Annotated in this window: 12 protein-coding genes; 5 read left to right on the top strand and 7 right to left on the bottom strand. The window is 60.6% G+C overall.

The features are described from left to right. The first annotated feature begins 129 nt into the window (after nucleotides 1-129). Nucleotides 130-687 (top strand): DUF2780 domain-containing protein, encoded by a 558-nt coding sequence (locus JFT91_RS03075; RefSeq protein WP_201228868.1) that lies wholly within the window; start codon nucleotides 130-132, stop codon nucleotides 685-687. Nucleotide 688: 1 nt separating this feature from the next. Here JFT91_RS03075 and yihG read toward each other — a convergent pair whose 3' ends face one another. Further along, complete coding sequence (yihG, locus tag JFT91_RS03070) at nucleotides 689-1,576, bottom strand: 1-acylglycerol-3-phosphate O-acyltransferase, YihG family (protein ID WP_201231524.1); 888 nt, start codon at nucleotides 1,574-1,576, stop codon at nucleotides 689-691. Nucleotides 1,577-1,912: 336 nt separating this feature from the next. On the opposite strand from yihG, the gene rloA2 reads away from it, so the two are divergent. The 4 genes from rloA2 (at nucleotide 1,913) to creD (ending at nucleotide 6,128) form a co-directional block, all read left to right on the top strand. Continuing rightward, nucleotides 1,913-2,416 (top strand): retropepsin-like aspartic peptidase RloA2, encoded by a 504-nt coding sequence (rloA2, locus tag JFT91_RS03065; RefSeq protein WP_201148492.1) that lies wholly within the window; start codon nucleotides 1,913-1,915, stop codon nucleotides 2,414-2,416. A gap of 68 nt (nucleotides 2,417-2,484) precedes the next feature. After that, complete coding sequence (creB, locus tag JFT91_RS03060) at nucleotides 2,485-3,165, top strand: two-component system response regulator CreB (protein ID WP_201231523.1); 681 nt, start codon at nucleotides 2,485-2,487, stop codon at nucleotides 3,163-3,165. After that, a complete protein-coding gene (gene creC / locus JFT91_RS03055; RefSeq protein WP_201231522.1) occupies nucleotides 3,165-4,583 on the top strand; it encodes a two-component system sensor histidine kinase CreC in 1,419 nt (472 codons plus the stop codon). The genes creB and creC overlap by 1 nt, the downstream gene beginning before the upstream one ends. A 174-nt stretch (nucleotides 4,584-4,757) precedes the next feature. Further along, the gene (creD, locus tag JFT91_RS03050; protein ID WP_201231521.1) at nucleotides 4,758-6,128 is read left to right on the top strand and encodes a cell envelope integrity protein CreD; all 1,371 of its coding nucleotides are present in this window, start codon (nucleotides 4,758-4,760) and stop codon (nucleotides 6,126-6,128) included. A gap of 208 nt (nucleotides 6,129-6,336) precedes the next feature. On the opposite strand, the gene JFT91_RS03045 is transcribed toward creD, so the two are convergent. The 6 genes from JFT91_RS03045 to JFT91_RS03020 all read right to left on the bottom strand — a co-directional run bounded on the left by JFT91_RS03045 (nucleotide 6,337) and on the right by JFT91_RS03020 (nucleotide 12,616). After that, on the bottom strand, nucleotides 6,337-6,966 hold the full coding sequence (locus JFT91_RS03045; RefSeq protein WP_201198345.1) for a glutathione S-transferase: 630 nt from the start codon (nucleotides 6,964-6,966) through the stop codon (nucleotides 6,337-6,339). Between the two features lie 172 nt (nucleotides 6,967-7,138). Beyond that, a complete protein-coding gene (locus JFT91_RS03040) occupies nucleotides 7,139-7,318 on the bottom strand; it encodes a hypothetical protein (RefSeq protein WP_201231520.1) in 180 nt (59 codons plus the stop codon). After that, the gene (locus tag JFT91_RS03035; protein ID WP_201198342.1) at nucleotides 7,315-8,445 is read right to left on the bottom strand and encodes a PepSY-associated TM helix domain-containing protein; all 1,131 of its coding nucleotides are present in this window, start codon (nucleotides 8,443-8,445) and stop codon (nucleotides 7,315-7,317) included. The genes JFT91_RS03040 and JFT91_RS03035 overlap by 4 nt, the downstream gene beginning before the upstream one ends. 74 nt (nucleotides 8,446-8,519) lie before the next feature. After that, nucleotides 8,520-10,958, bottom strand: coding sequence for a TonB-dependent siderophore receptor (locus tag JFT91_RS03030; RefSeq protein WP_201198340.1), 2,439 nt, complete (start codon nucleotides 10,956-10,958; stop codon nucleotides 8,520-8,522). Nucleotides 10,959-11,168: 210 nt separating this feature from the next. After that, a complete protein-coding gene (locus JFT91_RS03025; protein ID WP_201198338.1) occupies nucleotides 11,169-12,143 on the bottom strand; it encodes a FecR domain-containing protein in 975 nt (324 codons plus the stop codon). After that, nucleotides 12,140-12,616 (bottom strand): RNA polymerase sigma factor, encoded by a 477-nt coding sequence (locus tag JFT91_RS03020; RefSeq protein ID WP_207196808.1) that lies wholly within the window; start codon nucleotides 12,614-12,616, stop codon nucleotides 12,140-12,142. Before JFT91_RS03020 ends, JFT91_RS03025 begins: the two co-directional genes overlap by 4 nt. Between the last annotated feature and the right edge of the window lie 107 nt (nucleotides 12,617-12,723).

Here is a 12,723-nt window from a genome sequence, read left to right as displayed (position 1 = left end):
ACGATTCATATACGTGGCTATGCTGAAAATGGATGCGCAGGTTTGGAACATGCCGGCGGATGCCCGGTCAAACCGGCAGTTTCGCCGCCCGTTCAACGGGTGGTTTTCACAGCGCAAGAGGATGTCTGAATGAAGATTTCACGCGGTATTGCCATGGCTTCGCTGATGACCCTCGCGGCCAGTCCGGTCTTCGCCGGTTTCAGTCTGGACGATGTGACCAAGGCTGCTTCGAGCATGCAGGGCGGCAACGCTGCCACTGCCGCCGCGCCGACCTCGGAAACGGCCGGTCTGCTGCAAGCGGTCACTGGTCTGGGTGTTACTCCCCAGCAAGCCGTCGGCGGCACCAGCGCCATGCTTGGCCTGGCCAAGAACCAATTGAGCAGCACCGATTATTCGCAGCTGGCCAAAGAAGTGCCGGGCATCGACAAGCTGTCGGGCGGTGGCGGCAACATGGCGGCGTTGAGCGGCTTGCTGGGCTCCTCGGGCAAGTCCGCGGGGCTGGAAAACGCGCTGGGCAACGTCAAGAACACCAGCGATCTGAACAATGCCTTCGGCGCGTTGGGCATGGACAGCGGCATGGTCGGCCAGTTTGCCCCGGTGCTGCTCAAGTATCTGGGTGATCAAGGCGTTGGCGGCCCACTGCTGCAAAGTCTGGGCAGCATCTGGGGCGCCGGCACCGGTAGCTGATTCAGCGGCGCTCGCCGCGCAGTTCGGCGATGCGCTGATCTTTCTCGTTCCAGAGTTGGTTGACCCAGCTCTGGACCGTCTGGCGAAACGCCGGATCATTCTCGTAATCGCCTTGCCACAGCGCCGGGTCGAGTTCGCGGGTCTGGATGTCGATGATCACGCGCGGCACGTTACCGCTGATCAAATCCCAGAACCCCGGGATTTTCGCCTGTGGATAAACCACGGTGACGTCAAGAATCGCATCCAGTTGTTCACCCATCGCCGCCAACACAAACGCCACGCCGCCAGCCTTGGGCTTGAGCAAATGCTTGAACGGTGACTGCTGTTGCGCGCTTTTTGCGGCGGTGTAGCGCGTGCCTTCCAGATAATTCACCACGGTCACCGGCTGACGCTTGAACAGCTCGCAGGCCTGTTTGGTGATTTCCAGATCCTTGCCCGCCAGCTCTGGATGCTTCGCCAAAAACGCCTTGGTGTAGCGCTTCATGAACGGGTAATCCAGCGCCCACCAGGCCAGGCCGAGGAATGGCACCCAGATCAGCTCCTTCTTGAGGAAGAATTTGAAGAACGGCGTGCGCCGGTTGAGAGTCTGGATCAGTGCCGGAATGTCGACCCACGATTGATGGTTGCTGATCACCAGATACGAGGTGTCACCGCGCAGGTCTGCGCCGCCGCGAATGTCCCACTGGGTCGGAATGCACAGGCGAAAAATCAGCTTGTCGATTTCGGCCCAGGTCTCGGCGATCCACATTACCGCCCACGACGCGTAGTCACGCCAGCGGCCCGGCGCCACCAGTTTGAGCAGGGCAAAGACCAGCAACGGTCCAATCAGGATCAGCGTGTTGAGCAACAGCAGCAGGGTGACGAAACAGCCGGTGAGCAGGCGGCGCATAAGCAACTCTTTGAAAACGGATGGGCGCGCCATGATAAGCAGCTTCGCGCGACAGGCCAAATCGGTGGTGACGAATGTTTCACTTTAGTCGCGCTAATCTTCAGTGCTTATGCAAAACCCTGTGGCGAGGGAGCTTGCTCCCGCTGGGCTGCGAAGCGGCCCCGAATTCATGCGCCTCGGTGTGTCAGCTTAATTGCGCATACAGATCTTACGACGACTGCGTCGCCGAGCGGGAGCAAGCTCCCTCGCCACAAAAGGTTGCTGTTGCTTCAACTATCGTGATTTTCCGCGGTCTAGAATTCGGCGCTGAGCCCACTCTTTCAGGAAGCCCTTTACGTGAAATCCCTCCTTGCACTGTTTGCCCTCGTCGCCCTGCCGGTCATGGCCGCCGAGCCGACCCTGTACGGGCGCTACGAATACATCGCGCTGCCGGAAATCGGCGGTGAAGTGCTCAAGGCCAAGATGGACACCGGCGCGCTGACCGCCTCGCTGTCGGCCAAGGACATCGAGACCTTCACCCGTGATGGCGACGACTGGGTGCGTTTCCGCCTCGGCACCAAGGACGCCGACAACAAGGTCTACGAACACAAAGTCGCGCGGATCAGCAAGATCAAGAGCCGCTCGGATGAAGAGGATGAGGGTGAAAACACCGAAGTCGCCAAACGTCCGGTGGTCGACCTGGAACTGTGCCTGGGTAACGTCAAGCGTACCGTGGAGGTCAACCTGACCGACCGCAGCAACTTCAACTATCCGCTGCTGATCGGTGCCAAGGCCTTGCGTGAGTTTGGCGCGGCCGTGAACCCGGCACGGCGTTTTACCGCTGATAAACCGGACTGCTAAGTGGTCTCATTGACGTAGCAGCACGCTTGGGGCACCGTTCGCGCACTTAACCCACGGGCTCGGACGCCATGCCTCATATCCTGATTGTCGAAGACGAAGCGGCGATTGCCGACACGCTGATTTTTGCCTTGCAGGGCGAGGGTTTCACCACCACGTGGCTGAGCCTCGGCGCGGCGGCACTCGAACATCAGCGGCAAACGCCGGCCGACCTGATCATCCTCGATATCGGCCTGCCGGACATCAGCGGTTTCGAGACCTGCAAACAGCTGCGGCGCTTCAGCGAAGTGCCGGTGCTGTTTCTCAGCGCCCGCGATGCCGAGATCGACCGCGTGGTGGGTCTGGAGATCGGCGCCGACGACTACGTGGTCAAACCGTTCAGCCCGCGGGAAGTGGCGGCGCGGGTGCGGGCAATCCTCAAACGCATGGCGCCACGGCCTGCGATCGAAGCCAGTTCGACGTTGTTCCGCATCGATGCCGAGCGTGTACAGATCAGTTATCGCGGCCAGGCCCTGAGCCTGACTCGTCACGAATTTCGTCTGTTGCAATGCCTGCTCGAACAACCTGAGCGAGTGTTCAGCCGCGAGCAATTGCTCGACGCGCTAGGTGTAGCCGCCGATGCCGGTTACGAGCGCAGCATCGACAGCCATATCAAAAGCGTACGGGCCAAATTGCGCCTGGTGCGCGCCGAAGCCGAGCCGATCCAGACCCATCGCGGCCTCGGATACAGCTACAGCCCGGGGCACAGCTGATGTCGCTGGGCCTGCGAATATTTCTGGTCTACGTGCTGTTTGTCGGCCTGACCGGTTATTTCGTGCTCAACACGGTGATGGAAGAAATCCGCCCCGGCGTGCGGCAGTCCACCGAAGAAACCCTCGTCGACACCGCAAACCTGATGGCGGAAATACTTCGTGACGATTTCAAGGCCGGCACCCTCAGCGAGAATCGCTGGCCCGAATTGCTCCGCGCCTATGGTGAGCGCCAGCCCAAAGCGACGATCTGGGGGCTGCCGAAAAATCAGGTCAACCACCGCATCTACGTCACCGACGCCAAGGGTATTGTCGTGCTGGATTCCAGCGGCGTCGCGGTCGGTCAGGATTATTCGCGCTGGAACGACGTCTACCTGACCCTGCGCGGTGAGTACGGCGCACGCTCGAGCCGCAGCGATCCGGATGACGCGAACTCGTCGGTCATGCACGTCGGCGCGCCGATCCGCGACAACGGCCAGATCATCGGCGTGGTCACCGTGGCCAAACCCAACAGCTCATTGCAGCCCTATGTCGATCGCACCGAACGGCGCCTGCTGTTTTACGGCGCCGGCCTGATCGGCCTCGGCCTGCTGTTCGGCGCATTGCTGTCGTGGTGGCTGAGCCGCGCACTGCACCGTTTGACCGGTTACGCCCAAGCCGTCAGCGAAGGCCGCCGAGTGGAAGTGCCGCACTATCGTGGTGGCGAACTGGAACAACTGGCTACGGCCGTCGAGCAGATGCGTACGCAGCTGGAAGGCAAAGCCTACGTCGAGCGCTATGTACACACACTGACCCATGAGCTGAAAAGTCCACTGGCCGCCATCCGTGGCGCGGCGGAGTTGCTGCAAGGTGACATGTCGCCGGTCCAACGTCTGCGCTTTGTCGGCAACATCGACAGCGAAAGCGCGCGGATGCAGCAGTTGATCGAACGGCTGCTGAATCTGGCGCAGGTCGAACAGCGACAGGGGCTGGAAGAGCGGGTCGCCGTGCCGCTGGCGGCGTTGGTCGACGAGCTGTTACAGGGGCAGGCGGCACGAATCGAAGGTAAGCACCTGCGGGTAGAACAGACGATTCCGGCGGATTTGCTGCTGATCGGCGAGCCTTTTCTGTTACGGCAGGCGCTGGGTAATTTGCTAGAGAATGCGCTGGATTTCACGCCGGTTCAGGGGCTGCTGGGTTTCAGCGCCGAACGGGTTGGCGAGCAGATCGAATTCAGCCTGTTCAATGAGACGGCAGCAATCCCCGATTACGCCTTGCCACGTTTGACTGAGCGCTTTTACTCATTGCCACGACCGGACAGTGGCCGCAAAAGCACGGGCTTGGGGCTTAACTTCGTTGAAGAAGTAGCCAAGTTGCATGGTGGTTCGATGCGAGTTCGCAATGTCGAAAGCGGTGTTGAAGTGATGTTGCGCCTGCCTTGAAACCGAGGCGCGGCCTTCGCGAGCAGGCTCGCTCCCACATTGGAATGCGTACACCTGTGGGAGAGAGCCTGCTCGCGAAGGGGTCAGTGAAGTCTCCACACAATCTCCACATTCCCCGCACATTCCCCTCATACAGCACCACCAGACTCTGCCCATCCAAACAGGGAGAGTCCCATGAACAAGAATCTGACGATAAAGCTCGGCGCCATCGCCGTGCTGATCCTGCTTTTGCTGATCCCGCTGCTCATGATCGACGGCGTCATCGACGACCGCCAGCAACTGCGTGACGGCGTGCTCGAAGACATCGCGCGCAGCTCCAGTTACAGCCAGCAATTGAGCGGGCCGGTGATGGTGGTGCCGTATCGCAAAGTGATCCACAACTGGAAAACCAACGACAAGACCAACCAGCGTTACGACGAACCACGTGAAGAACGCGGTCGGCTGTATTTCCTTCCAGAGCGTTTCGAACTCGATGGTCAGGTGCAAACCGAACTGCGCGCTCGCGGCATCTACGAGGCGCGGCTGTTCCATGCCGATAACCGCATCAACGGGCATTTTTCGTTGCCGGCGCAATTGGGCATCAAGGAGGACTTCACGGACTACCAGTTCGATGCAGCGTTTCTCGCGGTCGGCATCAGCGACATTCGCGGGATCGAAAATGCGTTGAAACTGGAGCTCGATGGCCAGCGTCTGGACTTCGTTCCCGGCACGCAAGTCGGTTGGTTGGGTGAAGGCGTGCGAGTGACGTTGCCGCTGCTCGACACCAGTAAAACCACAGAGCTGAGCTTCGGTTTTGATCTGCGCCTGCAAGGCACCGGTTCGCTGCAGGTGCTGCCGGTGGGCAAGACCAGCAGCGTCAGCCTTACCGCCAACTGGCCGCATCCTAGTTTCATCGGCAATTTCCTCCCAGCCAAACGCGAGATCAACGATCAGGGTTTCAGCGCTGACTGGCAGACAACGTTCTTCTCCACCAACCTGCAAGACGCCATGAGCCGCTGCGTGAGCAGCAACGACTGCGATGCGTTCAACAGTCGCAGCTTTGGCGTGAGCTTCATCGACCCGGTGGACCAGTATCTGAAGAGTGACCGGTCGATCAAATACGCGTTGCTGTTCATCGTGCTGACCTTCGCCGGTTTCTTCCTTTTCGAAGTGCTCAAGAGCCTGGCGGTGCACCCGGTGCAGTACGCGTTGGTCGGTGTCGCGTTGGCGTTCTTCTATCTGTTGTTGCTGTCGTTGTCGGAGCACATTGGTTTTGCCCTGGCGTATCTGCTGTCGGCCAGTGGCTGTGTGTTGTTGATCGGCTTTTATGTCTGCCATGTGCTGCGCAGTGTGCGTCACGGCTTGAGTTTTTCGGCGGGATTGGCCGCGTTGTATGGCCTGCTGTATGGACTGCTGAGCGCCGAGGATTACGCGCTGCTGATGGGCTCGTTGTTGCTGTTCGGCTTGCTCGGTGTGTTCATGGTGCTGACGCGCAAACTGGACTGGTACGGGATCGGGCAGAGGACGACCAAGCCGCTGGAGTTTGATATCGGGGGGGTGCAATGAGCGGGTTGTTGGGGTTGCGTGAGGATCAGTGCTGGAAGGATGAGTTGGTGACGCGGATTATCGGTTTTTTGCCTGTGGAACCGAGTTGGTGCATTCGCGAGCAGGCTCGCTCCCACAGGATTGATGTTGAAACAGAGTTCTCTGCCACACCCAAAATCAATGTGGGAGCGAGCCTGCTCGCGAAGAGGACGGAACAGGCGCCGCAGATTTAAGGCTTGGGCAGGGTCGCGATCATGGACGGTCGCTGGCTCACTTCAAAGAACCAGTTGGCCAGTTGCGGGTTGGCGTCGCGCCAGCCCAGATCCGGGAAGCGCAGGTCGAGATAGCCGAGCGCACAGGCCACGCTGATCGCGGCGACGTCGAAATGGCTGGTCAGCTCGGCGATGGCGTCAGTCTCCAGCACGGCCAAAGCGCGGCGAATCTTGTCGCGCTGAGCGTCGAGCCATTCGTCCCAGTGTTTCTCCGGCGCTCGCAAGACCAGTTCGTAACGCACCATCACCGAGGCGTCCATGATCCCGTCAGCCATCGAGGCCAGGGTCAGACGGCGCCAGCGGGCCGCACCTTCGCGGGGGATCAGCGGATTGCCGACATGCTGCTGGTCGAGGTATTCGAGAATGACGCGGCTGTCATGGATGACATTGCCATCGGCCAGGCGCAGTGCCGGGATCTTGCCCAGCGGGTTGTCGGCGTTGAGTTCAGCGCTGGGGCTGACCGGGCTGAGCACGCAGTCTTGCAACGCGACACGATCCTGCTGGCCGGTCTCGTGCAGCAACACCATCACTTTGCGTACGAACGGAGAAAGCGTGTTGTGGTACAGGGTCATGCTGGGGACGGACATTGGCAGGGTCTCGATCAGGATGGTGAGGGGGAGCATAGCGTGTTACTTGGCTTGCTCAAGCCCTGCACAGCCCCCTTGTAGGAGTGAGCCTGCTCGCGATCGCGGTAGCTCAGTCAACATTAATGTTGAGGCAAGTGCGCCATCGCGAGCAGGCTCACTCCTACAGGGATCTTCAGCTTCGCGGCAACAATCCCCTTATGGCGAGAATTGCCGGCACGCCCAGCCCGACCCAGCTCAGCGCATCCCAGATCCCGTCCCCCAGCAACGCTGCAAACAACCCCGCCGCACTGAGCAGCGCAATCACCAGCGGTGTGCTGAAGACCTTCCAGAAATTCGACTGACGCGGCTTCATGCAGAGGCCTCCGCCGCTTCCAGCACGGGCTTGGCCGCCTTGCGCCGTACCACCCACAGATACACGCCACTGCCGAGCACGATGATGGTCAGCACATCAAGCGTGGCCCAGAGAATCTTCATCGGCATGCCGCCGTAGTCCCCGAAGTGCAACGGCTGCGACATGCCCATGGCGTCCATGTACCACGGCCGTTCGGCAACGGCAGTGACCTTCAGGGTGGAGGCGTCGATCAATACCGGCGTCAGCAGATGCGAGGTCAGGTGCGTGCCGCCCTTCATGAACACCGAGTAATGGTGTTCGCTGGAAAATCGCGTGCCGGGGAAGGCGATGAAGTCCGGCTTCATGCCGGGTGCGACTTCGCCAGCGATGTCGAGTAAACGCGTGGCCGGGGCCAGGTGCGTCAGCGGCGGCGCATCGCGATAGGGCGCGATCAGGGTGTTCAAAGCGTCGTTGCGCCAGGCGGCAATCAGCAGGTCAGCGCAGGCACTGATCACCCCGGTGACGCCCACCACCAATGCCCAGGTCAACGTCACCACACCGATCAGGTTATGCAAATCGAGCCAGCGCAGCCTTGTCGATTTGTCCTGGCGCACGGTGCCGAACGTCAGCCGACGCATGAACGGCAAATACAGCACCGTCCCGGACACGATCGCCACGACAAACAGCAAACCCATGAACGCCAGTAGCAACTTGCCTGGCAAGCCGGCGAACATATCGACGTGCAGACGCAGGATGAACAGCATCAAACCGCCGTTGGCCGACGGGGTTTCCAGTGCCTCCCCGGTGCGCGCATCGAGCATGAACGTGTGTGAAGAGTTCGGCTCGGTGCCGGCGGTTTTCGCCATGATTGTCAGCACGGCATTTGGCTCATCGTCGTCGAAGCCGAAGTACTGCACGACTTCATCGGGACGATGTTTTTCCGCCGCCTCCACCAGTTGCGCCAGATTGAGCCGCGGCGTGTCGGCCGGCATCTCGCGCACCTCGGGTGCATCGCCGAGCAAGTGCTCGATCTCGTGATGGAAAATCAGTGGCAGACCAGTCAATGCCAGCATCAGCAAAAACACGGTGCAGACCAGGCTGGTCCAGGTGTGGATGAATGACCAGCGACGAATTGTTTTACTTTTCATTTCATGACCTTCATGAACGCCAAAGCCGTCCACGAGGGACGGCCTGGTGACAGAGCCCGTTTCAGCTCAGTCGCTTACCACTTGTAAGTGGCGCTGGCGACGACGCTGCGCTGGTCGCCGTAGTAGCAGTAGTAACCGTCGCAGGTGGAAATGTAGTCCTTGTCGAACAGGTTGGTCGCGTTGAGTGCCAGCGACGCGCCCTTGAGGCTGTTGTCCAGACGGCCGAGATCGTAATGCACCGCTGCGTCGAACACGGTGTAGGCGTCCGCCTTGCCCAGCCAGGTGTTGGCCTTGTCGCCGTAGGTGTTGCCGGTGTAACGCACGCCGCCGCCAATGCCGAAACCGTCAAGCACGCCGGTGTGCCAGGTGTAGTCGGTCCACAGCGAGGCTTGCTGGTTGGGCATCAGTTGCAGACGGTTGCCCTTGTCGATGCCTTTCTGCACTTCGGACTTGGCCAAGGTGTAAGCGGCGATGACTTTCAGGTTATCGGTGACGTCCGAGACCGCTTCCAGCTCCAGACCTTTGACTTTCACTTCACCCGCCTGGCTGGTGATGGTCACGTTGTTGACGATGCTGTTGACCGAGACGTTCTTCTGGGTCAGGTCATACACCGCAGCGCTGAGCAGGGTTTTGCTGCCCGGTGGCTGGTACTTGATGCCCAGCTCCCACTGTTTGCCTTCGGTTGGCTTGAGCGAACCGGTAGAGGTGGCATCGGCGCCGGTGGTCGGCTGGAAGGATTCGGCGTACGACAGGTACGGTACGAAACCGGAGTCGAAGACATAGCTGATCGCCGCGTTGCCGCTGAAGTTCTTGTCGCGCTGGGTGTTGGTGGCATCGCCCTTGTTGATGAACTGCGTGCTGGTGTGTACCCAGTCTTCACGGCCGCCGAGGGTCAGGCGCCATTGGTCGAGGGCCATTTGATCCTGCACGTACAGACCGGTCTGGTAGGTTTTCTGATCGTAATCGTAAAACGCGCTGGAGCGCGGTGGACGAACGATCGTCTGGCCGTAGATCGGGTTGTTCACATTGATGCTCGGCGCGGTGCCGAAGATCGAGGTGTAGTTGGTATTGCTTCGCTGGTGATCGAGACCCAGCAGCAAGGTGTGGCGGATATCACCCGTGGCGAAGTCGGCCTGGAAGTTGTTGTCTACGGCAAACTGGCTGATGTCCTCATCAACGTTGGTCGTGCCGCGACCGACATTGCCCTGATCGTCAACGGTGAAACCGGCGAACGACGGGTTGTAGCTGTTGACGGTGACCGTCTGGAAGGCCAGGTCGGACTTGGTGTAACGCAGGTTCTGCTTGAACTGCCACACATCATTCAGACGGTGTTCGAAGGCGTAGCCGAGCGCGTAGTAGGTACGGTCGTAGTAATCGTAGTCAGGATCGCCAAGGTTTTTGTGATGGGAAATCTTGCCGAACGGCATGTCGATCTTGGTGCCCTGAATCGGATAGAACTGGCTGGTGACACCGGTATCGTCACGGGTGAACTGCGTGAGCAAGGTCAGCCTGGTGTCGTCGTCGATGTTCCAGGTCAGGCTCGGCGCAATGTTGTAGCGCTTGTTTTCGATGTGGTCGATCTGCGTGTCGCTGTCGCGCACGACGCCGCTGATGCCATACAGAAACTGGCCGGCCTCATCGATCTTGCCGGTGCTGGCGAAGTTGACCTGGCGATGGTTGTCGCTGCCGTACTGCAATTGGATTTCGCTGCTGGCTTCGGCGCTTGGGCGACGGCTGACCATGTCGAGCAGACCGCCCGGTGGGGTCTGGCCGTACACCGACGAAGCCGGGCCGCGCAGCAGGGCGAGGCGGTCGAGGTTCCAGGTCTCCGGTTTTGGATTGGCGTACACGCCTTTTGGCAGTGGCAGGCCGTCGAGGAACTGGGTCGGCTCGAAACCGCGTACACGCAACCAGTCCGTGCGGGTGTCGCTGCCGTAGCTGCTGGCGGTGATGCCCGGCATGTAGCGCACGGCATCGTCGAGGCTGTGCACGCTGCGGTCGTCCATTTGCTGGCGCGTGGCAACCGAGATCGAGCGTGGCGCTTCGACCAGCGCGGTGTCGGTCTTGGTGCCGGCGGCGGTGCGGGTGGCGGTGTAGCCGTCGACCGGGCCCCAGGCGCTTTCAGTGTTTTCCACGCCGATGACAGAAGTTTCCGGCAGGTCGAGCACGCCTTCCGGCACGGCAACCAGGGTGTAAGTGCCGGTGCTGCTCAGTTCCAGTTGCAGACCGGTGCCACGCAGAGCCGCACGCAGGGCGCCAGCCGCGTCGTACTGTCCGCTGACCGGTGCCGACGTCTTGCCTGCCGCCAGCGAAGGATTCAGCGACAGCGCGATGCCGCCCTGACTGGCGATCTGGTTCAGGGTGGTCGACAGCGGTGCGGCCGGCAGGTTGTAGGCGCGCACGCTGGACGCTTGTTCAGCGGCGAGCAACGGGCTGCTGATCAACGGCGTGCTGAAAGCGATGGCGACGGCCAGCAGACTGGGGCGCAACAAGGTGTCTAGCGAACGGGACATACGGCGGCTCCTGAATGTAAATATTTCTCAATTGCCTGTGTGCCGGATGAAACTCGAAAAGTGATAGGGCTGGATGAAAATAATTTCGATTAACTGAAAACAGCGGTGTGGCGGATGACGCCATCTCGAGCAGGCTCACTCCTACAGGGGAACGCATTTCATCTGTAGGCCTTCGCCTGCTCGCGATGGCGGCCGCTCAGCCAGCAGAGATCATTCAGGCTTGGAATCAGCCTTTGCGACGGTCACCCAATACTGCGTGTGCTGCTCAATCTGTACCGGTAGGGTCGGCAGCAGGGCGCTCAAGGCCTTGTCGGTGTCATGCAGCGGGAAGCTGCCGGTAATGCGCAGGTCGGCGACTTCCGGCGTCACGCCCAAGTGCCCGCGTCGATAGCGCCCGAGTTCATGCACCAGATCGCCCAGCCGCGCGTTGTCGACCACCAGCATGCCGCGTGTCCACGCATCGGCGCCGGGGTTGAGCGCGACGATCGAGTCCAGTCCATCACCGCGCAATAGCACTTGTTGGCCTTCACGGAGGATCTGTTCTTCAGGATTGGCTTGCGCGTGCGCCGCCACCGCCGACTGCAACACGCTCAGCCGCGTGCCGTCTTCCTCGCGCTTGACCAGGAAGCGTGTGCCCAGGGCGCGCATGCTGCCTTCGCGGGTTTCGACGATAAATGGCCGCGCATCGCCGTGGCCGGTTTCGATGAGAATCTCGCCTTCCTGCAAAACGATCAGTCGGCGTTTGTCATCGAAACGCACATCCACCGCACTGTGGGTGTTGAGATTGAGCACGGTGCCATCGGCCAGATGCACGGTGCGTTGCTCGCCCGTGGCCGTGCGCTGATCGGCGAGCCAGTAATCCAGCGGCAGATAACGCTCGCTCGCGAACAGCGCGACACCGACCACCACCACAACGCTGGCCAGCCCACTGCCCAGTTTGCGCACACGCCGCCGAATGCCCTCGCGCGATTGCAGCAAGGCGCTACGTGCCGGCCCCTTGGCTACATTGAAACGCTGATCGAGCATGCCCAACTGACGCCAGGCCCGTGCGTGTTCTTCGTTGGCCGCGTGCCATTTGGCAAACTCCTCACGCTCCAGCGGGCTACTGGAATCGAGGGTCAACTGCCAGGCAATCGCCGCATCCAGCACATGCGCCGGCACTGGCCTGGAACTGGCCGGATTCACGTCGGCTCACCGTACAGGGCGATATAGCACTGGCGAATGCCTTGCGCCAGATACTGGCGCACGCGGGGTACCGAGACGCCGAGTTTGTCGGCGATCTCGGCATGGCTGAGGCCGTCGAGGCGGTTATAAAGGAAAGCGGCGCGGGCCTTGGTCGACAGTTTGCCGAGCAAGCGGTCGATGGCCTTGAGGTCTTCGAGGATGAGTTGCTGTTCTTCTATAGAAGGTTGTTCGCCTTCAGGGATCAGCATCAATTCGCTGAGATAGGCCTGTTCCAGCGCGGCACGACGGAAGTAGTCGAACAGCAGGCCTTTGGCGATCGCCACCAGAAAGGCTCGTGGCTCGCGGGGTGTGAGCAACTGGTCGCGACCGAGCAAGCGCACAAAGGTGTCCTGGCTCAGATCCTCGGCCCGTTGCGGGCACGCCACATTGCGCCGCAACCACGCCAGCAGCCAACCGCGATGGTCGCGATACATCGCACCGACGAGCTGACTGTGAGGGCTTGGGACTGACGACACCGGACATCACCGATTGGGAAATATTAACTAACGCGAATTGTTCGCGATTCTGGCAGAGGTGGGAA

Source organism: Pseudomonas sp. TH08, from assembly GCF_016651275.1.
Lineage (GTDB): Bacteria > Pseudomonadota > Gammaproteobacteria > Pseudomonadales > Pseudomonadaceae > Aquipseudomonas.
Note: the sequence above shows the minus strand (reverse complement) of the source record. Positions and strands in the feature narration are given on the sequence as shown.